Genomic DNA, 22,743 nt, shown 5'->3' with positions numbered 1-22,743 from the left:
GCCATCAACGATGGCTTTTTTTCTTATTCAATTCTGCACAATTCCACAGGGCAGTCTTCACAGTCTATTTCTTTCTTTAAAAAAGAGAGCTTATGAATGATAATTTTTCCATCTGTCATTGAGATTACTTCATTTTTTCGCAACTCAGCGAGCATACGATTGACCACTTCTCGGGATGTCCCGCATAGATTAGCGATCTCTTGATTTGTCAACGTTACGTTTAATAAAATACCATTTGGCTTCATTACCCCAAAACTATTGGACATGCGAATCAGAGTAGAATAGAGAGCTCCTTTTTTTCCATTTAGAATTAAGTCTCTAAACTTTGTCTGCATTCGCTTAATTTGAAGTCCCATCCACTTCATGTACTCCATGGAAAGAGCAGGGTATTGTGCTAGTTCGTTTTCTAACACCCGTTTTTGAATGCTGATCGCTGTACAAGGTTCAATGGCTTTTGCTTGAAGCATATGGGGAGTAGATCCGCAAAACAGCATAACTTCCCCGATTAAGTCTCCTGAACTTGCCAGCTGAAGCGTCAGTTCGCGTCCTTCCGGCGTCACTTTACTTACTTGTACAGCTCCAGAAGTAATAAAAAATAAATGAGTTGAAGGTGAACCTTCTTGAAAGAGAAAGTCACCTTTTTTAAACGAAATTTTATGATCAAAGTCCATAAAAAATTGCTGCAGCTCATTTGAAAAAGAATCCGTTGTGATGTTCATCATGTTATCACCTTTTACTCAAAATTTTTGCGACTGTTACTTATTAATCTATTAAGTTAGAACAGTCTGTATATCCTGTACGTCCACTAGCCGTATGAAGAAATGTCATACGGATGATTTTTATCGATACTCTTATTATACACAAAAACAACCAGTGTTTTCCAAAACTATCTGTGAACAATTTCTAAACAAAAATAGAAAGATAGTTATAAAAATAAAAACTTATGAATAAATAAAAATGTTTAAAAATATAGAATAAAGTGTTGGTTTTTTTAAATATTCATTTGATTTTATTTTTATACGGTATTATAATGATAAATAATTCAAATAGATACGTGGAAAAAGGAGTTTTAAAATGAAAGAATACAAGGTAGGAATTGTTGGAGCAACAGGGTATGGAGGAGTAGAACTGATTCGTTTGTTAGCGAATCACCCGCATTTTCATGTTTATGCAGTTTATTCATCCTCTCAGGATGGGATGGAACTAGCAGAAGTTTATCCTCACCTTTCTAATACTGTATATACACTGCAAGATATAAACCCTAAGAACATGGCCAAAGAATTAGACTTAGTGTTTACAGCAACTCCGTCCGGTGTTTCTAGCAAACTTGTACCTCAATTAATAGAAGAAGGAATAAAAGTGGTAGATCTATCTGGAGATTTTAGATTAAAAACAGAAGCTCTTTATGAAAAGTGGTACAAAAAGCCTGCTGCAGCCGAAGCGTTTTTACAACAGTCCGTGTATGGGTTAGCGGAATGGTTTGCAGAAGAAGTTGAAAGCAGTACGTTCGTTGCGAACCCGGGTTGTTATCCAACAGCTACACTGCTTGGGCTAGCTCCTCTCGTTAGTAAACAAATGGTGAAATCAAACTCTATTATCATTGATGCAAAGTCCGGAATTTCAGGAGCAGGACGTGGTCTTTCGCAAATGGCTCATTATGCTGAAATCAATGAAAATATGAAAATATACAAAGTTAATCAGCATCAGCATATCCCAGAAATTGAATCTATTTTAGAAAAGTGGGATGAGGAAATTGGCCATGTTACGTTCAGTACGCACTTAGTTCCAATGACGCGAGGGATTATGAGTACGATATACGCTGAACTTTCTGAAGAGAGCTCAGTACAAGAGCTTCATCAGCTATATGTAGATACATATCAAAACTCCCCATTCGTTCGCGTTCGAAAAGCTGGTGAATTTCCGTCTACTAAAGAAGTAAGTGCATCAAATTATTGCGATATTGGTATTGCATTTGACGAACGAACAAAGCGTGTCACGATTGTTTCTGTCATTGATAACTTAGTTAAAGGGGCAGCCGGTCAGGCCATTCAAAATGCCAATATCATGATGGGATTTGAACAGCAAACGGGTATTGGACTACTGCCTGTCTTCCCATAAAAGCACAGCATCACTAATCACGATAAAAGCAGGAGGGAACGTATAGTGATTACGGTTAAACAAACGAAAGAAAAGATAAAGAAAATAGAGAACGGTACAATTGTAACGCCGCTAGGTTTTTCAGCAGATGGCGTTCACGCTGGTTTACGTTATGCTAAAAAAGATTTAGGAGTTATTGTAAGTGATGTGCCAGCTAATTGCGCAGCTGTTTACACGCTTAATGCTTTCCAAGCAGCGCCTTTAGCTGTTACAAAAGAAAGTGTAGCAGTAGAGCAGAAGCTGCAAGCGATCGTTGTGAACAGCGCATGTGCAAATGCATGTACTGGAGAACAAGGATTAAAAGATGCATACCAAATGCGAAATACATGTGCAGAAAAGCTTAATATTCTACCTCATCATGTAGCGGTAGCTTCTACAGGGGTAATTGGAGAGCTTCTAGATATGGAAAAAATCGTGAAGGGCATTGGGTTATTAAGTCCTTCGTCGAACAAAGAAAAAGCAGAAGAATTTCAAACGGCTATTTTAACAACAGATACCGTAATGAAGTCAACTTGCTATCAAACAGCCATTGACGGCAAAACGGTTACGATTGGCGGCACAGCGAAAGGATCAGGTATGATTCACCCGAATATGGCTACGATGCTTAGCTTTATCACAACGGATGCTAAGGTTGAAGCTTCAGTACTACAAGATGCGCTGGGTTCTATTACAAATAAAAGCTTTAATCAAATTACAGTAGATGGTGATACGTCTACGAATGATATGGTTGTTGTTTTAGCAAATGGAAAAGCTGATCACCAGTCGCTTACACCAGATCATCCTGAATGGACGTCATTTTATGAAGCACTGCGCTTGACGTGTGAAGATTTAGCCAAACAAATTGCACGCGACGGTGAAGGAGCAACAAAACTAATTGAAGTAAACGTATCTGGTGCTCATACAAACGAAGAGGCAAATGTGATTGCTAAACAAATTGTAGGCTCGAACTTAGTGAAAACGGCCATGTATGGAGCCGATGCCAATTGGGGACGAATTATTTGTTCAGTTGGCTACAGCGGCGTAGCGCTTAATCCAGAAGCAGTGAACGTTTCGTTAGGTGATATCCAAATGCTAAAAAACAGCCAGCCTGTTTCATTTAGTGAAGAAGAAGCAAAAGCTTATTTAGAAAATGATACGGTTGAAGTCTATGTTGACTTGCAGCAGGGAAATGGAATTGGCAAGGCGTGGGGCTGCGATTTGACTTACGATTATGTGAAAATCAATGCCAGTTATCGAACGTAAGGAGAGAGTGAAATGAGCAGTGAAAAAATCGTCGTTGTAAAATGCGGAGGCAGCATTATCAATCAGTTAACAAGCGCTTTTTTTGAAAGTATTCAGCAGTTAAAAGCGAGTGGATATCAGATCATTGTTGTGCACGGAGGCGGGCCTGATATTCAAGATACGCTTACCAAGCTTCACATTGAAACGGAATTTGTAGATGGGCTTCGAAAAACGTCCAAAGAAGCATTAGAAGTTGTGACGATGGTATTAGCAGGCAAAGTTAATAAGCATCTTGTAAAAGAACTACAAAAAGCGAACTTAAAAGCAGTAGGACTATCAGGAATTGATGGATCGTTGCTTAAAGCAGAGGCTATCGATGTTGAACGTCTAGGTTACGTTGGAGAAGTAAAAGGCGTAAACGATACATTATTAAAACAACTAACTGACAGTCAGTACATTCCGGTTATTTCTTCCATTGGAGCCGATGAAGAAGGTAATAGCTATAATATTAATGCTGACGTGGCAGCCGGAGCCGTTGCACAAGCAGTAAATGCTGAAAAGCTGATGTTTGTGACGGATGTAAAAGGTGTATTAAAGGATGGAGCATTGCTTCCTGAACTTACAAAGTCAGAGATTGATGCACTTATTGAAGAAAAAGTAATTTACGGCGGAATGATTCCAAAAGTGACATCAGCGGTAAATGCGTTATCTCCTTTACTTGAAGAAGTTCATATTATTAGCGGAACTGATGGATTTTTAGATAAGGAAGGAAAGCTGATTGGTACAGCAATTAAATATAGTGGAAAAGGTGGAGAAGATAGCGATGAGTTCATTGTTTCCAACATATCAACGGTTTGATATCCATGTGGAAGAGGCGCAAGGAACAAAATTAATAGATAACAAAGGAAATGAGTATTTAGATTTTATTTCAGGTATCGCTGTCTGTAACGTAGGCCATCGTCATCCTGATGTTCAAAAAGCGATCGAAGAGCAGTTAAATAAAGTGTGGCACGTGTCAAATTTATTTCATCAATCGATTCAAGAAGATGTAGCAGGTAAGCTTGTGGAACATTCAAACGGTGATGCAGTATTCTTCTGTAACAGCGGTGCAGAAGCCAACGAAGCGGCGATTAAATTAGCGCGCAAGTACACGCAAAAACATAAAATCATTACCTTTACAAAATCATTTCATGGACGTACATTTGCTACCATGACAGCTACAGGGCAGGCAAAAATTCATGATGGTTTCGGTCCTCTTGTTAATGAGTTTGTTTACGTGCCATACAATGATGAAGAAGCATTAAAACAGGAAATGGACGACAGCGTAGCAGCAATTATGGTTGAAGTCATTCAAGGAGAAGGCGGAGTTATTCCAGGAACCGAAGCATTTTTATTAACTATTCAAGAGCTGTGTAAAAAGCACGAAGCACTGTTTATAGTCGATGAAGTGCAAACTGGAATCGGCAGAACAGGAAAACCATTTGCCTATCAGCATTTTAATGTGTCACCAGATATTATTACAGCAGCTAAAGGGTTAGGAAGCGGAATGCCGGTTGGTGCGATGATTGGAAAAGGCTATCTCAAAGAAGCGTTTGGACCTGGTACTCACGGAACAACCTTTGGAGGAAATCCAATTGCATTAGCTTCAGCCAAAGCAACTTTAAACATTATTTTTAACGAAGCATTTTTAGCAGAGGTTGCAGAAAAAAGCCTTTATTTTACCAACGCTTTGAAAAATAGCGTAGCAGATTATTCATTTGTAAAAGATGTTCGCGGAAAAGGTTTTATGATTGGAATTGAATGCGGAGAACATCAGTCGGCATTGCTTGCAGCTATGCGTGAAAAAGGATTGCTAGCACTGGGAGCAGGACCGCATGTAGTACGATTGCTGCCGCCTTTAACTGTAACAAAAGAAGAGTTAGACCAAGCGATTCATATCATTGAAGAAGCATTTAGCCAAACAAAAATTACTTCATAATACAAATTTTTTTGAATATGTTTGTATAAAAATTCTGTTTTATAAATAATTATTCGAAGAGGGATGCACAATGAACGGATATTTACACTTAGCAAACGGCGATTCGTTCGCCGGACACATTGAACATACAGCAACGCACCAGGCAGAAGGAGAAATTGTTTTCTTTACTGGAATGACTGGTTATCAAGAAGTTGTGACTGATCCATCTTACAAAGATCAAATTATCGTCTTTACGTACCCTTTGATTGGGAACTATGGTATCAATGAGAAAGATTATGAAAGCAAAAAGCCTCACGTAGCAGGCGTTGTCGTATACGAATGTTCAGATGAAGGGTTCCATTACGAAGCGATGTACAGCTTCAAACAATATTTAAAGAAATGGAACATTCCGCTTATTACACATGTGGATACGAGAGCGGTCGTAAAACGAATTCGAAAAGAAGGTACGATGCAATCTGCCTTTTCGGCATCTGCTGAGCCGCCAGCATTTACTGCTGAATGCGATGGATATGTAGTAAAAGAAGTGTCAACAAAAGAGCCTGTTACTTACGGAAACGGTGAAAAACACGTTGTATTAATGGACTTTGGCTATAAAAAATCAATTTTACAAGAGCTGCTAAATCGAGAGTGCAAAGTAACGGTTGTTCCTTATTCTACAAGCTCTTCAAAAGTAAAAGAGCTGCAGCCGGATGGCATTGTCTTATCAAACGGACCTGGAGATCCAACTCAAGTAAGCAGTCAGCTGGATGAATTAAAAGAAATTATTTCAGCGTATCCAACTTTGGGAATTTGCTTTGGACATCAGTTAATTGGGCTTGCTTTTGGGGCAGAAACCAAAAAGCTGGCGTTCGGTCACCGAGGAGCTAATCAGCCTGTAATTGATTTAACGACTAACAAAGTGTGTATGACGTCTCAAAACCATAGCTATGTCGTAGATGAACAGACGATTACGTCTACGCCATTAAGCGTTCGATTTAAAAATGTGAATGACGGATCGGTTGAAGGTTTAATGCATAAAGACCTTCCTGTTATTTCGGTTCAATATCATCCAGAAGCACATCCTGGACCAAGTGACAGCACGTATATCTTTGATGAATTTATGACGAAAGTACAGCAAGTAGGGAGCGGAAAAGTATATGCCTAAAGACCAAACATTAAAAAAGATTTTAGTAATCGGATCAGGACCAATCGTAATTGGGCAAGCAGCAGAATTTGATTATTCAGGAACTCAGGCATGCTTGTCATTAAAAGAAGAAGGTTATGAAGTTATCTTAATCAATAATAATCCAGCTACGATTATGACGGACACTCACGTAGCAGATCGAATCTATTTTGAACCATTAACAGTAGACTGCGTAGAGAAAATTATTGCAAAAGAAAAGCCGGATGGTTTGTTAGCTACATTAGGCGGACAGACGGGTTTAAACTTAGCCCTTGAGCTTCATGAACAAAATATTTTGCCAAAATACGATGTGAAACTTTTAGGAACACCGATTGAATCAATCAAAAAAGGTGAAAGCCGTGAAGAGTTCCGTGCATTAATGAATGAACTAAATGAACCGGTGCCGGAAAGTGAAGTTGTCACAAAAGTAGAAGAAGCATTAGCTTTTGCCGAGAAAATTGGTTTTCCTGTTATTGTACGTCCTGCTTATACGTTAGGCGGAACGGGCGGAGGAATTGCTTATTCTATGGAAGAACTTGAAAAACTTTCAGCGTCAGGTTTACGTGAAAGTGCTATTACTCAATGCTTAATTGAAAAAAGCATCGCTGGATTTAAAGAGGTTGAGTACGAGGTTATGCGTGACGTGAACAATACGTGCATTACAATTTGTAACATGGAAAATATTGATCCCGTGGGTGTTCATACTGGAGATTCGGTAGTTGTTGCTCCTTCTCAAACGTTAACCGACGTGGAATATCAAATGCTTCGTTCGGCTTCAGTTAAAATTATTTCATCGCTTGGCATTATTGGAGGTTGCAACATTCAGTTTGCGCTTGATCCAAAAAGCAAGCAGTACTATTTAATTGAAGTAAATCCGCGTGTGAGCCGTTCGTCTGCTCTTGCATCAAAAGCAACGGGCTATCCGATTGCTAAAATTGCTGCAAAACTATCAGTAGGCTACACGCTTCATGAGTTATTAAATCCTGTAACAGGAGACACATATGCAAGCTTCGAACCAGCTCTTGACTATGTAGTAGTGAAATTTCCAAGATGGCCGTTTGACAAGTTTTTCTACGCGGAGAGAACGCTTGGCACGCAAATGAAAGCAACTGGAGAAGTAATGGCTATTGACCGTAACTTTACACGTAGCTTCCAAAAGGCACTGTCTTCTTTAGAAATTGATTTACAAGGATTGGAAGTAGAAGAACTGCAAGAACTTTCAACGGATGAATTAAAAAGCAAGCTTGGCGAACAAAGCGATGAGCGTATTTTTGTTATCCTTGAGCTTTTACGTCGCGGTACAACGCCTGAGTATATCCATGAAGTAACGCAAATTGATTATTTCTATTTAACACACTTTACGCAGCTGATTAAAATGGAAGCCTCTTTGAAGGAAGTACGTTTTGATTCCATTACAGCTGAACACTTCAAGCAAGTGAAGGAGCATGGTTTTACAGATGCGTATCTAGCAAGCGTATGGAACGTGCCAGAGCTTGACGTAAGAGCGAAACGTAAAGCACTACATATTACGCCAAGCTACAAAATGGTAGATACATGTGCAGCGGAGTTCGAATCCTCTACGGCTTATTTCTACTCTAGTTATTATGGCGAGAGTGAGATTGAACCATCAACGAATAAAAAAGTTGCGATTATCGGTTCTGGACCGATTCGTATCGGCCAAGGAGTAGAATTTGACTACAGCTCTGTACACGGTGTGTTAGCTCTTGAAAAAGAAGGATACGAAACAATTTTAATTAACAACAATCCAGAAACGGTAAGTACGGATTTTGAAGTAGCAGACCGCTTATATTTTGAACCTGTAACAGTAGAAGATGTGCTAAACGTTCTTGATGCTGAAAATGTGACGGATGTAATTGTTCAATACGGAGGTCAAACGGCTATTTCGCTTGTTAAAGGGCTAGAAGAAGCTGGCGTCAATTTACTAGGGATTACAAATGATGTTATTGATGCACTTGAAGATCGCGACCTGTTTTATAAGCTCTTAGACGACTGTGATATTCCGCATATCCCAGGTGAAATGGCGAAAGATGAGCAAGAACTTGTACAAAAAGCAAAAGCTATGGGATTCCCATTACTTATTCGTCCTTCTTACGTCATTGGCGGAAAAGGAATGCTGACAATTCAAAATGAAACGGAGCTGCAGGCTTGTTTACCAGCTATTAAAGCGTCTCATTTCCCAATGCTTATTGATGCTTACTTCCCTGGAAAAGAAGCAGAAATTGATGTTGTAGCAGACGGAAAAGATGTGTTGATTCCGACAATCGTTGAACATATTGAAAAAGCCGGCGTTCATTCAGGAGACAGCTATGCGCTTTTACCAGCAAAAACAGTAGAAGCAGCACATAAAGAAAAAATGGTGAGCTACGCTCAAAAAATTGTAAACAAACTTCAGTATAAAGGGATTATGAATATCCAATATGTTATTTACAACGATGAAGTCTACATGCTGGAAGTTAATCCGCGTGCCAGCCGTACAGTGCCTGTAGTAAGCAAAGTGTGCAACACGCCGCTTGTTTCGCTATCAACTCAAATATTGCTTGGGAAATCATTGTCGGAAATTAGCGAGAAGCTAGGTTTATTGCCGGATCCGGCTTATACAACTATTAAGTTTCCAGTGTTTTCGACAAGTAAATTATCAGGAGTTGATCCGCTTGTTGGACCAGAAATGAAGTCAACTGGTGAAGGAATTGCGATTTCTTCAACGATTGAAGAAGCAGCAAAAAAAGTATTCCATCAGTATGTGTTAAGTAAAAAAGGTGCTGCAGAAGTGTATATTAACGGAGAAGCACAGGGCCTTGAAGAACTTGCGCAAAGCGCGGGATTAACTCTTGTTAAAGATAAAGAAGTTAGTGAATGGGTAAAAACGAAAGAAGCTTTATTATATGTAAGTTTACAGCCTGAAGATAAAGAAAGCCGTATGTCAGCATTAAAACACGGTTTAATGGTTATGACGGAGGCAGAAACGGCTTCGCTATTTTTCCAATCGTTCCAAGTCGATGAATATCACGTTTCATCACTACAAGAATGGTTTCAAAAAACTAAAAAGGAAGTGACAGTATCATGAGTACAGTATCGATAAATACGAATTTAAAGGGAAAAGATTTGCTTACGCTTAAAGATTTATCATCAGACGATATTATGTCACTTTTAGAAAGCGCCATTGAGCTGAAAGAAAAGCATAAAAATGGTGAAATCGTCACATCGTTAAAAGGAAAAACGCTGGGGCTCATTTTTGAAAAATCTTCAACAAGAACAAGAGTCTCATTTGAAGCGGGAATGATGCAGCTTGGAGGAAACGCCCTCTTTTTAAGCAGCCAGGATTTACAAATTGGACGCGGAGAAACGATTGCTGATACAGCACGCGTACTATCTGAATTCATCGATGCTATCATGATTCGTACGTTTGAACATAGCAAGATCGAAGAGCTTGCAGATTACGCATCCATTCCCGTTATTAATGGTTTGACAGATGATTATCATCCTTGTCAGGCTCTAGCTGATTTATTAACGATTTACGAGCACAAGAAATCATTTGATGGGCTAAAAGTAGCTTATGTTGGAGACGGAAATAATGTAGCGCATTCCTTAATGATTGCATGTGCAAAAATGGGAATAGATATTTCAATTGGATGCCCTGACGGATATGAGCCAAAAGACTTTGTAACAGCTTATGTTAATGAAGTAGCTGCTAAAACGGGTGCGAAGGTTACGATTACAAAAGATCCTGTAGAGGCTGTAAAAAATGCCGATGCTATTTATGCAGACGTGTGGACAAGTATGGGACAGGAAGAAGAAGCACAGCAGCGCTTGAAAATATTTGCTCCTTATCAAGTAAATGAAGAGCTAGCTGCCCATGCGAAGTCAGACTATTTATTTCTCCACTGCTTGCCTGCGCATCGTGAAGAAGAAGTGACAGCAAGCATTATTGACGGACCAAATTCGGTTGTTTTCCAGCAGGCTGGAAATCGTATGCATGTACAAAAGGCCTTGCTTCAAGCAATTTTAGGCTAAGAAAAAAACCTTTCTGAGAATATCAGAAAGGTTTTTTTGTTTAAAGGGAATTAATTGTGGGAACACCAGTTGTATACTAAACAGAACGAAAGGTGATTTATGATGAAAGTATTAGTTGTTGGAGCAAACGGAACAACGGGAAAACAAGTGGTAGAAAAAGTCGCAAACAGCAAGCAGCATGAAGCTTATGCGATGATTCGCGACGAAAAACAAGCAGACGCTTTAAAAAAGCTGGGCGCTAACGTTGTACTTGGTGACTTGGAGCAAGATGTTTCAGATGCTTTAAGAGGTATGGATGCTGTCATATTTGCAGCAGGTTCTGGAGGACATACGGGAGACGAAAAAACAATCGCTGTGGATCAAAACGGTGCTAAAAATATCATTGATGAAGCAAAAAATCAAGGTGTGAAGCGCTTTGTTATGTTAAGTTCAATGGGAACAGATGCACCTGAACAAGGACCAGAAGGCTTACAACTTTACCTGCGTGCTAAAGCGATAGCGGATGAATACTTAAAGCAGTCTAATCTGCAATATACAATTGTACGACCAGGAACTTTATCGAATGATTCAGCTACTGGAAAAATTGATATCAATAATGATATTGAAGATAAATCTCAGACGATTCCTCGAGCAGATGTAGCAACCGTGCTTGTAGAATGCCTAAACGAAGAAGCTACGATAGGAAAAACGTTTGAAATGTTAGCCGGAGAAACTGAAATTGAACAAGCTATTAAATTTACTCATTGATACAAAAGGGCAGATCTAAAGGTCTGCTCTTTTCTGTTCTGTTCCTAATATGAAAACATCTCCATTATGAAACGGAAATCTTAAGGGAATAGTATAGGAGAACATTTCATTTCAGGAATGAGGAGGCAGGACAATGGGACAAAATCGTCATTTCACACCGGGTCAAAAAGCTCCTAATAACGGAGTGTATATTGAAATTGGTGAAACAGGAAGCAACGTAAATAATCCTCAAAAGGTTAAATTAAAAGCAGGAGAGCGTTTTCCAGAGACGGCAAACGATGACCGCCACTGGACATACATGCGCAAGCCTTAAATAGTAAAAAAATAAAGAAGCCATTCTAAATTGAATGGCTTTACTTGTTTTCCCATTGCTGGGTATAATGAAATAAAGGTCAATAAAGGTCAAATGTATCGAAGGAGGATGTTCAATGGACATAAATAAAATGACCCAAAAATTGCAAGAAGGCGTGATGGAAGCGCAGTCCGAAGCTATTAAACGAAATCAGCAGGAAGTGGATATTGCTCATTTGCTTTATACGCTTATTCATCAGCAAGATGGTATTGCTCCTCGCATATTAGATCATTTACATATAGATCATCAATCTTTTCAGCAGCAGGTAAATCAACTGCTTGCGAAAAAACCTGCTGTTACAGGAAGTGGAGCTGAAGTAGGGAAAGTTTATATTACAAATAAACTCCAGCAGCTGTTTGTCAAAGCTCAAGAAGAAGCATCTCGTCTGCAAGATGATTATGTTTCAGTTGAGCACATCTTTTTAGCCTTAGCACAGGAACCGTCTTCTAGTGAATATGGCAAGTTATTTTCAAGTCACGGTATAACAAAAAAAGCTTTGCAAGATGTGCTTACTAGCCTTCGAGGAAATCAGCGAATTACAAGTCAAAATCCGGAAGTTACATATGAAGCGTTAGCTAAATATGGAAGAGACTTAGTGGCAGAAGTAAGAGCAGGGAACATTGATCCAGTCATTGGACGAGACGGAGAAATTCGCCGCGTTATCCGCATTTTATCGCGAAAAACAAAAAACAATCCAGTTTTGATTGGAGAACCTGGCGTTGGTAAAACAGCGATTGTTGAAGGTCTAGCACAGCGAATTGTTCGTAGAGATGTGCCTGAAGGATTAAAAGATAAAACCATCTTCTCATTAGATATGGGAGCTTTAGTAGCAGGAGCGAAGTTCAGAGGCGAATTTGAAGAGCGTTTAAAAGCTCTTCTTCAAGAAGTTAAGAAAAGCAACGGTCAAATTCTTTTATTTATTGACGAACTTCATACAATCGTTGGAGCAGGTCGTACGGACGGAGCGATGGATGCAGGGAATATTTTAAAACCAATGCTTGCTAGAGGAGAACTTCACTGTATAGGAGCTACAACTCTTGATGAGTATCGTCAGTATATTGAAAAAGATCCAGCTCTTGAAAGACGCTTTCAACAGGTGCTGGTTGAAGAACCTTCAGTAGAAGATACAATCTCTATCTTACGTGGTTTAAAAGAACGATTTGAAATTCATCACGGTGTAAATATTCATGACCGGGCGATTGTTTCAGCAGCGGTTATGTCGGATCGTTATATCTCAGATCGCTTTTTACCTGATAAAGCAATTGATTTAATTGATGAAGCATGCGCAACTATTCGAACAGAAATTGATTCGATGCCATCAGAATTAGATGAAGTAACGCGACGTGTCATGCAGCTTGAAATTGAAGAAGCGGCATTAAGTAAAGAAACAGATCAAGCAAGCATCACAAGGTTAGAGGCAATTCGAAAAGAAGTCTCTGATTTAAAAGAACGTGCAGATACAATGAAGCTGCAGTGGGAAAAAGAAAAGCAGTCGATTCAAACGGTGCAAGATGTCCGGGAGCAGCTTGAAAAAGCGAAGCGAGACCTAGAAGAAGCTGAAGGGAAATATGATTTAAATAAAGCAGCCGAACTTCGCCACGGACGCATTCCAGCTCTTGAAAAAGAACTAAAACAGCTGGAAGAAACAGCTGCTGAAAAAGCACAAGAAAACCGTTTGTTAAGAGAAGAAGTAACGGAAGAAGAAATTGCTGAAATTGTAGGAAGATGGACGGGAATTCCGGTGTCGAAACTAGTTGAAGGAGAAAGAGAAAAGCTGTTGAAGCTTGAGTCAATTTTACAGCAGCGTGTGATTGGACAGGACGAAGCCGTATCCTTAGTTACAGATGCTGTGATTCGCGCAAGGGCAGGCATTAAAGACCCGAACCGCCCAATTGGATCATTTATTTTCCTAGGACCTACCGGAGTAGGAAAAACGGAGCTAGCCAAAACGTTGGCACATTCGTTATTTGACAGTGAAGAACAAATGGTTCGTATTGATATGTCTGAATACATGGAAAAGCATGCGGTCTCTAGGCTTATAGGAGCGCCTCCTGGCTATGTAGGGTATGAAGAAGGCGGACAGCTAACGGAAGCGGTGAGACGCAAGCCTTATTCAGTCGTTTTGTTAGATGAAATTGAAAAAGCTCATCCTGAAGTATTTAACGTGCTCCTTCAAATACTAGATGATGGAAGAGCAACAGATTCAAAAGGAAAAGTCATTGATTTTAAAAATACGGTCATTATTATGACGTCAAATATTGGTTCTCAATTTCTATTAGATGGTTTAACAAGTGAAGGCGAGATTACTGAAAAAGCCAGAGAGCAAGTGATGGCTCAATTAAGACAGCATTTTCGCCCAGAATTTTTAAATCGAGTAGACGACACGATTTTATTCAAACCGCTAACTGTTCATGAAGTAAAGGGAATTATTGATAAGCTATTGCTTCAGCTTGAAAAGCGTTTATCCGATCGTCATATTTCGTTAATGTTAACAGAAGAAGCAAAAAATCATATTGCGGCCTCCGGGTTTGATCCGGTATACGGAGCGCGCCCTTTAAAAAGGTTTATTCAAAAATATATTGAAACAAAAATTGCCAGAGAATTAATTGCAGGGCAAATTGAAGATTATAGTCAAGTGACAGTTGATGTAAAAGATGATGAGTTTGTTGTCAGCGTATAAGTTTTCTCAAAAGGCCATTCATGATAATTTTAATGGTCTTTTTTTGCTATTAAGAGCAGCATCCCTTTTAAAATAAATAAAAAAAATACGTGAGAGCTAAGCGTAAAAACTTATTCAGTTTTAGGTTGTAGAATATATCTAATTCATTTATGATAATACAAAATGGGCAAAGGAGCATGAATGAGCACATGAAGGACCGTATAGAGCTTATATATGACGAAGCATACGATTTTATAGATCAGGCATTAACTAAAATAAGAGCGCTGGATAAAAATGATCTTCAAGCTGAAAATGAAGAAGTGCAGGAAAAGGCAGAACGGACAGAGTTTGCACTTCAAGCTGCACGAGATATTTTAGAAAATATGATTATCCCGGGTAAAAAATTGACTTTTATTTACGAAAAAGGTTCTGTGGTAGTAGAAATTCCCGATAAAAAATAAAAACGACTTCCTTTTATGGAAGTCGTTTTTATTTTGGTAATGCAAAGTGTTCATCAATGGATGCATCACTTTTTCGATACTGCCCGGGTGTCATATTGGTTGTTTTACGAAATACTTTTGTTAAATAATTGGCATTTGCATAGCCAACGTTTTCAGCAATTTCTTCGATTGAATACTTGGTTTGATGCAATAGCTCGGCCGCTTTTTGAATGCGAAGCTTCGTTAAATATTGAATCGGCGTAATCCCTGTTGTTTGTTTGAATAACCGGCTAAAATGATAGCGAGATAAATGAGCTGCATCTGCCATTTCATCCGGACCGATTTCTTCATGATAATGATTGCGGGCAAATAAAATAGAGCTAATGATACTTTCAGGCCAATCCTCTGTAAAACTGTCCATGCTTTTAATATATTGATACAGCTCCATTACAAAGCGGTAAGATAAGCTTGAGGCATGAAACGGATCTGCTATATGTTTTTCACTTGCCCTCTTATATATCTGAGCAAGCAGCTGAACAGGTGCTGATTCAGGGTGAAATCGAATTACAGGGGAGTGGGTTGACTGAATATAATCCCAGCATTTTTGTACTTCATCTCCGTATAATGTAAGAAAAATAAACTCCCAGTTTTCACTTTCCTTTGGTAAGTAATAGCGATAATTTCCAGGTATATTGACGATGAATGCTTTTCCAGCATCCACTTTATATTCTTGTCCATCTATTTCAATCATCCCGTACCCAGAAACCGTGTATTGAAAAATATATTTTCCTACATCTTTTCGCTGATTTCCGCTCCAGTTATAAAGGGGCGAGAAAACTTCATCCCATCCAACCGACCAGAGCTGCGCAACTTCGTTTGTGCGGGATTCTAAAAACCTGTATGCGTACGTTGAATATTCTTGAGCTTGGAAATGTGAGAGCAAATTTTCACCTTCTTTTTGAAATAAAGTAGTACTTAATTCTTACTTTAACGTAATCGCTTTCATTTTTCTATAATTTTTTGAAAATATCATGATTATTTTTAGTGAATGTCTCTAAATCTATTATTTTCTTATAATTTGCAAGTCAAGGCTCCCATGAAGATAACACCTTTTTGGCGCAAGAGCAGTTCATCATCAATTTAAAAGAATCATTTTTAAATTGATAAGCAAAAAAGTACCGATTATCGATAGGAATTTTACCATTGAGGCAAGGAAAATTGGACTTTACAATGTACATATGAATCCGTTTCCAAAAAACTACTTAAAATAGGTGATAATAAATGCTGGAAAAATTAATCGAAGAGTTCAAACAAATATTTCATTCGTCAGAAGCTATTCGCTGCTTTTTTGCACCAGGGCGTGTCAATTTAATTGGAGAACATACTGATTATAATGGAGGGCATGTTTTTCCTTGTTCATTGAGTATAGGAACGTATGCGGTAGTACAAAAACGTCATGATCGAAAAATACGTATGTACTCTAAAAACTTCTCTGAAGCAGGCGTTATTGAATCCTCTTTAGAGCAATTAACGTACAAAACCGAGGATGATTGGGCTAATTATCCAAAAGGAGTAATGGACACCTTTAAAAAGCACGGATATGATCTTCCTTTTGGTTTTGATATCTTGTTTTTCGGCAATATTCCTAACGGAGCAGGGCTTTCATCGTCGGCATCAATTGAGTTAGTCACATGCGTACTTTTAAATAAAATTCTTGAATTGAATATTGATATGATGGACCTTGTAAAAATGGCGCAGCAAGCTGAAAATGAATTTATCGGCGTAAGCTGCGGGATTATGGATCAGTTTGCAATTGGAATGGGAAAAGAAAATCAAGCCGTATTGTTAAACTGCCAGACTCTTGAATACCAGTATAGCCCGCTGCAGCTAACAGATGCTGTGCTCGTTATTTCTAACACAAATAAGCGAAGAGGGCTGGCAGATTCAAAATATAATGAGCGCCGTATGGAGTGTGAAAGAGCACTATCAGATTTGCAAACTTCACTTTCCATTGATTCGCTTGGTGATTTAACGAAAGAACAATTTGAAAAGCACAAATCTTTAATACAAAACGAAGTAGATTGTAAGCGCGCTAAACATGCGGTATATGAAAATGAACGCACAAAAGAAGCGGTTGCTAAATTGCAAAACGGCGATTTAAAAGGATTTGGTCAATTGATGAATGAGTCGCACTGTTCGCTGCGAGATGACTATGAAGTAAGTGGAAAAGAATTAGATGCTCTTGTAGAAGCAGCCTGGTTGCAAGAAGGTGTGATTGGATCACGCATGACGGGTGCAGGCTTTGGCGGCTGTACAATCAGTATCGTAAAAAAAGCACAGGTTGATAGATTTATTGAGGAAGTAAAAGACGCTTATTATAAGCAAACGAGTTTAGAAGCTGAATTTTATGTGGTTACGGTTGGAGAAGGAGCGCGTGAACTCACATTAGAAGCAGTATAAGAGAAAACAGATAGAGAAAGGAACGAGTGTATGTCAGTCAACATTCATGAAGAAATCACCCGACTTATTCAATATGGTTTACAAAAGAATCTAGTAACAAAATGGGATATAGATGTGGTGAGAAATAAACTGCTGGAAGTGTTAGAACTCGACGAATGTATTACGGTAGAAGTTAAAGAAGAACGTTTGGAACATCCAGCTGCTATTTTAGATAACATGCTTGATTGGGCTGCCGAAAACAATCGAATCGCCGATAATTCTATCACATATAGAGATTTATTCGATACCAAAATAATGGGATGCTTTGCAAGCATGCCTTCAGAGGTTAATCGAACCTTTTACGATCACTATCAGCAAAACCCTCAAAAAGCCACAAGCTATTATTATAAGCTGTCAAAAGACATTCACTATATTCGCAGAGATCGAATTGCTAAAAACGAAAGATGGATAACAAACACTGACTTTGGAGAACTTGAAATTACTATCAACTTATCTAAGCCGGAAAAAGATCCAAAAGCAATTGCAGCAAGCAAATCACTGAAAGAAAGCAACTACCCGCTATGCCTGCTCTGTAAAGAAAATGCTGGCTATGCAGGCCGCATTAACCACCCAGCTCGCCAAAATCACCGGATTATCCCTGTGGAATTGCAGGAAGAGCTGTGGTACATGCAGTTTTCACCTTACGTTTATTATAATGAACATGCCATTGTTTTTGCGAGTGAGCATACACCTATGCATATTTCAAAGCAAACGTTTAAGCGGCTGCTTGCCTTCGTTGAACAATTCCCACATTATTTTTTAGGGTCAAATGCAGATTTACCCATCGTAGGAGGATCTATTTTAACGCATGATCACTTTCAAGGAGGCTATCATGAGTTTCCTATGGCTAAAGCAAGAATAAATAAATCGTTCTCTCTTGAAGCGCATCCAAACGTGAAAGCTGGAATTGTTCATTGGCCAATGTCGGTCGTTCGTCTTCAAAGTTCGCACCTTGCACCATTAGTGGAAGCAGCGGATTTCATTTTGAAGAAATGGAAATCATATAGTGATCAAAGTGCTGGTATTTTAGCTTTTACAGATCAAACTCCTCACAATACGGTCACGCCTATTGCTAGGAAAAGAGGGGATTTGTACGAATTAGATTTAGTACTGCGAAACAATCGAACAAACAGCAAGCATCCAGATGGCATTTATCATCCGCATGCAGAAGTTCATCATATCAAAAAAGAGAACATAGGTTTAATTGAAGTAATGGGGCTTGCGGTTTTACCCGGTCGTTTGAAAGACGAAATGAGTCTAGTGGCCAAAGGGTTAGTTCAGAATAACCTGAGTGAAGTAGCCAGCAGGCATGATCAAGTGAAAAAACACGTGAAGTGGGCTGAACACATCAAGAAAAAATATCCGCATATTGAAGTGGAAAATGTCCAAAGCATTCTTCAACAAGAGCTCGGTTTGATCTTTGCGACTATTTTAGAGCATGCAGGTGTGTTTAAACAAACTGTTGAAGGGCAGCTCGCATTCAGTCGTTTTATGAATTCGTTAAATGAAGCGTAAATCATTAATAAAAACAGGCAGCTCGTAATGAGCTGCCTGTCTTTATACAGTTAGGGCATGCTGTTTTAAAAGGGTATACAGAGCCTGTGTTCCTTTATTATCCTGGCCTTGTTTTTCGAGCTGTTCATAAAGCGATTTTGCTAATTTTAGCCCGGGTGTATACAGCTCCATTTCTTCAGCTGATTCAATGGCAATCTTCATATCTTTAATGAAGTGTTTAATATAAAAGCCTGGTTCGAAGTCTCCTTTAATCATGCGAGGAGCTAAATTGCTTAACGACCAGCTTCCCGCTGCGCCTGTTTCAATACTTTTTAGAACGGTATTCGGATCTAATCCGGCTTTTTCAGCATAAAGTATCGCTTCGCAGACACCCATCATATTAGAGGCAATAGCAATTTGATTGCACATTTTTGTATGTTGACCAGCACCGGCGCTTCCTTGAAGAACGATATTTGTCCCCATTTTTTCAAGAATAGGCGTAACGGCAGAGAATGCTTCAAAATCGCCTCCTACCATAATCGCTAAGGTTGCTTTCTGAGCCCCAATATCTCCTCCTGAAACAGGAGCGTCAAGCGCATGAATGTGCTTCTCTTTTGCTGCTTGATAAATCTCACGAGCAAGTATAGGGCTTGATGTCGTCATATCAATTGTATAGCAGCCTTTCTTTGCATTATGTATAATGCCGTCTTTTCCTAAATAAATCTCTTTTACATCGTGAGGATAGCCTACCATGGTGATAATAACATCAGATTGTTCGGCCACTTCTTGAACGGTTTCTTTCCATTTGGCCCCTTTTTCAAGTAGTGCTTGAGCACGAGTTTTTGTTCGTGTATAAACAAGGACTTCATATCCTGCGTCAATTAAATGCCCGGCCATGCTTTGACCCATAACGCCTGTTCCGATAAAACCAATTTTTTCTTTAGTCACAGCAGTATTCACTCCTAAAGTTAATAGTTTGATTATTCTAAAATTATATAGTTAAAGTTTGGGATAATCAATGATTCCGACTATATATAGATAGAGAAAAGCACTCTCAGTCCTATGTCTTGAATACGAGGTAAGGAAAGAAAGTACTGAGAAGAACCTATGCCAAAAAATAAAAAAAGCGCTGGCTTTACAGCCAACACTTTTTAGTGTTGATTATTTGCTGGTTTATTCGGTACACCCAGTTCTCCAATCAAAATTACAACTAGCGTGAAAACTACTCCAAGGATGGAAGCGGTTGCGAAACTGTAAGTACCGCCCGTCATTGCAGAGATTACGTACACTGCCATATTCATTAGTAAAAAGCCCCAAACAAAAGCCATTACGACACGCATTCTATTCACCTCGTTTACAGTACAGTTTGATTTCATTTTAGCATATAGCAGTCAAATAAGAAATTGAATTTTTTATGAATAAATAAGGGGCGTGCTCCCATGCAGAAACAAAAGAGCAATAAGTCAGAAATAGGCATTATTCTAGTGCGCTTTTTTATGGTTCTATCATACACTGTATGGAACAACTAGTAAGTTACGGAGGAAGAGCTATGATACATCGACGCTTTTTTAGCTTAGATACGCAATGGAATGTCGTACATGTCCCTGAACGACCGAATGGTTTCGGTGTGTTAGTATTGGGTGATAAAGATCATTTTGTTGAAAGTTCAACTAGCTTATGGATTCAGCACGGCGGAAGGTCACAGCTGTTGCAATGTTTACAAGATGAAGGATACACAGTATTTTATTCCAATTTATATGGCCGGCATTGGGGGTCTCCTGAAGCATATCACCTTGCAAAACAACTTTATCATTTAGTAATGAAACAAGAAATTTTAAATAAACGAATTCATATTTTAGCTGAAGGAATGGGGGCTCTGTTAGCGCTGCAGCTAATGGAAAATGACGGGAATACGTTCATTCGATCAGCTGGTTTACTAAATCCGTGTATTGATCTTCATACGCATGCAGAACATGAAAAAAACAATAAATTCTTTTATAAACAATTCACGAAGGACTTGACTCAAGCTTACAAAGTGGAGCGGAAGCAAGTATCAAAGCTAATTAAGGAGTACCCTTCCGTTACGGAATTAAAATCAACGCTGCCCGTGAAGATATGGACCGCGCCTAATGCCTCTACTCATTATCCAATTGCACACAGTAAAAAATATGAACTACATCGTGAAGAACTTCACTCTCCGATTATGCTTTCACTTTATTTGCCTGAAAAAAACTATTTATTTGAACGGTCCCTTCTCCAATTTTATAAACAGCATGAAAAAGTGTTATAAGCAAAGCTTCTATGATTATACATATCATAGGGGCTTTTTGTATAAGAGATAAAAGGAAAAAGAGAGTTCATGATGTTTTTACGGATGAACTACTTTGAAATAAGGAATGAGTACTCTCTATAACTATAGGGCTTTAAGCTTTTGTTTAATAAATGATGAATGAAGAATTGGAGGAAGCGATATGGGAAATGTAGTAGTAATAGGGGCAAACCGCTTTATTGGTTTTCATTTATGTATGACTTTTTTAGACGAAGGTACAGAAGTAAAAGGATATACACATTCTGCTCATAAAGAAGAAGATGATTTGCAGGAAGAGATGAAATTTTTCTTAGGGCGAAACGCTAATTATGTATCGACTGAAGTAGGCGATTCATTAGATATGATTACCTCAGAAACGGATATTGTCTACTTCACGTATTTCGATGGAGGAGATTTTTATCATCCTGATTTTTTAAGACAAGAAATGCAAAAAGCGCAGCAAGTACTCATTCAAGCACTTAATAAATGCCGTCAATTCAACATTCGATTTGTGTTTGTTTCTACCATGCGCGTATTTGGAGACCAGCAGCGAAAGATTGAAGAAACAACGATTCCAGAACCGGACAGTAGTGAAGGAAGGCTATACGTTCATTTTGAGCGAATGATAGAAAAATATAAAGATGATGGATGGCCCATTATGATTGTCAGAACGCCCACTCTTTACGGACCTTGGCAGCCTTTGTCAATGTGCTATTCTAAAAATATTGCCGGGTACGAGGAAGCTTTTACCATTATGGAAGGCACGGATTTTATTATTTATATTGAAGACGCCGTCAGTGCACTCAGACGCTGTAAAACTGGTGCATATTCATATGAAGTGGTTCATTTAGTTGAAGAAAAATTACAGCCTTGGAGCGCTGGAGCAAACATTACTCATATGGAGGTGAAGGAAGAAGCGGCTCAAGAAAAATATGAAATCAGCAGGAAAGCGAAAGAACTGCTACATTTTTCTTCCAAAGTAACGGCTAAAGAAGGCATTTACCTGCAAAAAAAACATATGAGAACATTCTTTTTACCTCTTCATTAAAGGAGAAAGTTGTACTTATAGAATAGATTCGCTAATATAAGGAGGAATAAATGTTTTTAATAAAGGAGATTTCACTATGGAAGAGCAAAATATGCAATTCATGCAAATTGCAATGAAGTACTTGCCAGAAGCAAAGCAGATTTTAGATGAAACAGGCGTTGAGTTATCAATGGAACACGTACAGCCGGTATTGACATTACTGACAAAAGTAATGAACGACGCCTATGAGCTTGGCAAGCAAGATGCATTAGCTGAAAATGAAAACAACTAAAGAAAACAGCTCGGTAGAATCCGAGCTGTTATTTTTGTTTGTAAAATAAATCGACTAAAGGGGCAAACTGTTTAAGAAGAGGAGCTAGTTCTTCGACGGCGAGTACAATTTCATCGATTTGTTTGAATAATCTTTCCCACTCCTCTCGCTCTCTTTCTTCTCTTGATTTTCTGCGCCCAGCTCCAAACATAAAATCAGAAAAAGCTTCATTTCTTTGTCTTCTTGCCATACGACTCATTCCTTTCACTATTTTAATGGAGGGTAAGTTCTTACTTAATGTCCCATACTTAGAGTAAGAGGGCCCCGTATGATTACTATATGTAGCATGATAGGTACCTGAGTAGGACGAACACCTATATAGACAAAAAATAAAAA

Annotated in this window: 21 protein-coding genes; 16 read left to right on the top strand and 5 right to left on the bottom strand. The window is 38.7% G+C overall.

The annotated features are described in order from the left end of the window. Positions 1–23 precede the first annotated feature (23 nt). Positions 24–722, bottom strand: coding sequence for a Crp/Fnr family transcriptional regulator (locus AC1VNJ_RS11535; RefSeq protein WP_033578032.1), 699 nt, complete (start codon positions 720–722; stop codon positions 24–26). 352 nt (positions 723–1,074) lie between these two features. Here AC1VNJ_RS11535 and argC point away from each other — a divergent pair, with 352 nt between their 5' ends. From argC to AC1VNJ_RS11480, 11 genes are all read left to right on the top strand, one after another. Then, positions 1,075–2,118: an N-acetyl-gamma-glutamyl-phosphate reductase gene (gene argC / locus AC1VNJ_RS11530; RefSeq protein ID WP_033578033.1), complete on the top strand. Its 1,044-nt coding sequence runs from the start codon at positions 1,075–1,077 to the stop codon at positions 2,116–2,118. Positions 2,119–2,163: 45 nt separating this feature from the next. Then, positions 2,164–3,399 carry a bifunctional ornithine acetyltransferase/N-acetylglutamate synthase gene (gene argJ / locus AC1VNJ_RS11525; RefSeq protein WP_028412388.1) on the top strand — a complete coding sequence of 412 codons (1,236 nt, stop codon included), beginning with the start codon at positions 2,164–2,166 and terminating at the stop codon, positions 3,397–3,399. 12 nt (positions 3,400–3,411) lie between these two features. Further along, positions 3,412–4,236: an acetylglutamate kinase gene (gene argB, locus AC1VNJ_RS11520; RefSeq protein WP_033578035.1), complete on the top strand. Its 825-nt coding sequence runs from the start codon at positions 3,412–3,414 to the stop codon at positions 4,234–4,236. Further along, complete coding sequence (locus AC1VNJ_RS11515; protein WP_482640818.1) at positions 4,202–5,356, top strand: acetylornithine transaminase; 1,155 nt, start codon at positions 4,202–4,204, stop codon at positions 5,354–5,356. Before argB ends, AC1VNJ_RS11515 begins: the two co-directional genes overlap by 35 nt. A gap of 70 nt (positions 5,357–5,426) precedes the next feature. Continuing rightward, positions 5,427–6,500: a carbamoyl phosphate synthase small subunit gene (locus AC1VNJ_RS11510; protein ID WP_028412385.1), complete on the top strand. Its 1,074-nt coding sequence runs from the start codon at positions 5,427–5,429 to the stop codon at positions 6,498–6,500. Then, the gene (locus AC1VNJ_RS11505; protein ID WP_460092865.1) at positions 6,493–9,603 is read left to right on the top strand and encodes a carbamoyl phosphate synthase large subunit; all 3,111 of its coding nucleotides are present in this window, start codon (positions 6,493–6,495) and stop codon (positions 9,601–9,603) included. The genes AC1VNJ_RS11510 and AC1VNJ_RS11505 overlap by 8 nt, the downstream gene beginning before the upstream one ends. Further along, entirely contained in the window at positions 9,600–10,550 is a 951-nt protein-coding gene (gene argF / locus AC1VNJ_RS11500; protein WP_482640817.1) for an ornithine carbamoyltransferase, read from the top strand. Before AC1VNJ_RS11505 ends, argF begins: the two co-directional genes overlap by 4 nt. A gap of 102 nt (positions 10,551–10,652) precedes the next feature. Next, a complete protein-coding gene (locus tag AC1VNJ_RS11495; protein WP_028412382.1) occupies positions 10,653–11,297 on the top strand; it encodes an SDR family oxidoreductase in 645 nt (214 codons plus the stop codon). 133 nt (positions 11,298–11,430) lie between these two features. Beyond that, positions 11,431–11,610, top strand: coding sequence for a YjzC family protein (locus AC1VNJ_RS11490; protein ID WP_013055394.1), 180 nt, complete (start codon positions 11,431–11,433; stop codon positions 11,608–11,610). Between the two features lie 115 nt (positions 11,611–11,725). Further along, positions 11,726–14,329, top strand: coding sequence for an ATP-dependent chaperone ClpB (clpB, locus tag AC1VNJ_RS11485; protein WP_482640816.1), 2,604 nt, complete (start codon positions 11,726–11,728; stop codon positions 14,327–14,329). 188 nt (positions 14,330–14,517) lie between these two features. Continuing rightward, positions 14,518–14,769 (top strand): hypothetical protein, encoded by a 252-nt coding sequence (locus tag AC1VNJ_RS11480; protein WP_014461601.1) that lies wholly within the window; start codon positions 14,518–14,520, stop codon positions 14,767–14,769. Positions 14,770–14,797: 28 nt separating this feature from the next. Here the strand turns inward: AC1VNJ_RS11480 and AC1VNJ_RS11475 are convergent, their stop codons facing one another. Beyond that, complete coding sequence (locus AC1VNJ_RS11475; protein ID WP_013081740.1) at positions 14,798–15,691, bottom strand: helix-turn-helix domain-containing protein; 894 nt, start codon at positions 15,689–15,691, stop codon at positions 14,798–14,800. Between the two features lie 338 nt (positions 15,692–16,029). On the opposite strand from AC1VNJ_RS11475, the gene AC1VNJ_RS11470 reads away from it, so the two are divergent. Further along, positions 16,030–17,208 (top strand): galactokinase, encoded by a 1,179-nt coding sequence (locus tag AC1VNJ_RS11470; protein WP_033578039.1) that lies wholly within the window; start codon positions 16,030–16,032, stop codon positions 17,206–17,208. 30 nt (positions 17,209–17,238) lie between these two features. Beyond that, the gene (galT, locus tag AC1VNJ_RS11465; protein ID WP_482640815.1) at positions 17,239–18,762 is read left to right on the top strand and encodes a UDP-glucose--hexose-1-phosphate uridylyltransferase; all 1,524 of its coding nucleotides are present in this window, start codon (positions 17,239–17,241) and stop codon (positions 18,760–18,762) included. A gap of 42 nt (positions 18,763–18,804) precedes the next feature. Here galT and AC1VNJ_RS11460 read toward each other — a convergent pair whose 3' ends face one another. Then, on the bottom strand, positions 18,805–19,689 hold the full coding sequence (locus AC1VNJ_RS11460) for an NAD(P)-dependent oxidoreductase (protein WP_482640814.1): 885 nt from the start codon (positions 19,687–19,689) through the stop codon (positions 18,805–18,807). 203 nt (positions 19,690–19,892) lie between these two features. After that, positions 19,893–20,081, bottom strand: coding sequence for a YjzD family protein (locus tag AC1VNJ_RS11455; RefSeq protein ID WP_028412377.1), 189 nt, complete (start codon positions 20,079–20,081; stop codon positions 19,893–19,895). Between the two features lie 209 nt (positions 20,082–20,290). Here AC1VNJ_RS11455 and AC1VNJ_RS11450 point away from each other — a divergent pair, with 209 nt between their 5' ends. The 3 genes from AC1VNJ_RS11450 (at position 20,291) to AC1VNJ_RS11440 (ending at position 22,368) form a co-directional block, all read left to right on the top strand. Continuing rightward, positions 20,291–21,031: a hypothetical protein gene (locus AC1VNJ_RS11450; RefSeq protein ID WP_013055401.1), complete on the top strand. Its 741-nt coding sequence runs from the start codon at positions 20,291–20,293 to the stop codon at positions 21,029–21,031. Positions 21,032–21,212: 181 nt separating this feature from the next. Next, positions 21,213–22,097 (top strand): NAD-dependent epimerase/dehydratase family protein, encoded by an 885-nt coding sequence (locus tag AC1VNJ_RS11445; protein WP_033578042.1) that lies wholly within the window; start codon positions 21,213–21,215, stop codon positions 22,095–22,097. A 76-nt stretch (positions 22,098–22,173) separates the two neighbouring features. Further along, positions 22,174–22,368 carry a ComZ family protein gene (locus AC1VNJ_RS11440; RefSeq protein WP_013081746.1) on the top strand — a complete coding sequence of 65 codons (195 nt, stop codon included), beginning with the start codon at positions 22,174–22,176 and terminating at the stop codon, positions 22,366–22,368. Positions 22,369–22,396: 28 nt separating this feature from the next. Here AC1VNJ_RS11440 and AC1VNJ_RS11435 read toward each other — a convergent pair whose 3' ends face one another. Next, the gene (locus AC1VNJ_RS11435) at positions 22,397–22,597 is read right to left on the bottom strand and encodes a hypothetical protein (RefSeq protein WP_028412375.1); all 201 of its coding nucleotides are present in this window, start codon (positions 22,595–22,597) and stop codon (positions 22,397–22,399) included. Positions 22,598–22,743: the final 146 nt, after the last annotated feature.

The sequence above is a fragment of the Priestia sp. 3CA3 genome (assembly GCF_056836725.1).
The sequence above is the reverse complement of the archived record's forward strand: the minus strand, read 5'-3'. Positions and strand labels throughout refer to the sequence as shown.

What these genes read in the sequence shown, in the direction of transcription:
- AC1VNJ_RS11535 (WP_033578032.1), bottom strand. Translation starts at nt 722, where the DNA reads ATGATGAACATCACAACGGATTCTTTTTCAAATGAGCTGCAGCAATTT.
- argC (WP_033578033.1), top strand. Translation starts at nt 1,075, where the DNA reads ATGAAAGAATACAAGGTAGGAATTGTTGGAGCAACAGGGTATGGAGGA.
- argB (WP_033578035.1), top strand. Translation starts at nt 3,412, where the DNA reads ATGAGCAGTGAAAAAATCGTCGTTGTAAAATGCGGAGGCAGCATTATC.
- AC1VNJ_RS11515 (WP_482640818.1), top strand. Translation starts at nt 4,202, where the DNA reads ATGAGTTCATTGTTTCCAACATATCAACGGTTTGATATCCATGTGGAA.
- AC1VNJ_RS11510 (WP_028412385.1), top strand. Translation starts at nt 5,427, where the DNA reads ATGAACGGATATTTACACTTAGCAAACGGCGATTCGTTCGCCGGACAC.
- AC1VNJ_RS11505 (WP_460092865.1), top strand. Translation starts at nt 6,493, where the DNA reads ATGCCTAAAGACCAAACATTAAAAAAGATTTTAGTAATCGGATCAGGA.
- argF (WP_482640817.1), top strand. Translation starts at nt 9,600, where the DNA reads ATGAGTACAGTATCGATAAATACGAATTTAAAGGGAAAAGATTTGCTT.
- AC1VNJ_RS11495 (WP_028412382.1), top strand. Translation starts at nt 10,653, where the DNA reads ATGAAAGTATTAGTTGTTGGAGCAAACGGAACAACGGGAAAACAAGTG.
- AC1VNJ_RS11490 (WP_013055394.1), top strand. Translation starts at nt 11,431, where the DNA reads ATGGGACAAAATCGTCATTTCACACCGGGTCAAAAAGCTCCTAATAAC.
- clpB (WP_482640816.1), top strand. Translation starts at nt 11,726, where the DNA reads ATGGACATAAATAAAATGACCCAAAAATTGCAAGAAGGCGTGATGGAA.
- AC1VNJ_RS11480 (WP_014461601.1), top strand. Translation starts at nt 14,518, where the DNA reads ATGAAGGACCGTATAGAGCTTATATATGACGAAGCATACGATTTTATA.
- AC1VNJ_RS11470 (WP_033578039.1), top strand. Translation starts at nt 16,030, where the DNA reads ATGCTGGAAAAATTAATCGAAGAGTTCAAACAAATATTTCATTCGTCA.
- galT (WP_482640815.1), top strand. Translation starts at nt 17,239, where the DNA reads ATGTCAGTCAACATTCATGAAGAAATCACCCGACTTATTCAATATGGT.
- AC1VNJ_RS11455 (WP_028412377.1), bottom strand. Translation starts at nt 20,081, where the DNA reads ATGCGTGTCGTAATGGCTTTTGTTTGGGGCTTTTTACTAATGAATATG.
- AC1VNJ_RS11450 (WP_013055401.1), top strand. Translation starts at nt 20,291, where the DNA reads ATGATACATCGACGCTTTTTTAGCTTAGATACGCAATGGAATGTCGTA.
- AC1VNJ_RS11445 (WP_033578042.1), top strand. Translation starts at nt 21,213, where the DNA reads ATGGGAAATGTAGTAGTAATAGGGGCAAACCGCTTTATTGGTTTTCAT.
- AC1VNJ_RS11440 (WP_013081746.1), top strand. Translation starts at nt 22,174, where the DNA reads ATGGAAGAGCAAAATATGCAATTCATGCAAATTGCAATGAAGTACTTG.
- AC1VNJ_RS11435 (WP_028412375.1), bottom strand. Translation starts at nt 22,597, where the DNA reads ATGGCAAGAAGACAAAGAAATGAAGCTTTTTCTGATTTTATGTTTGGA.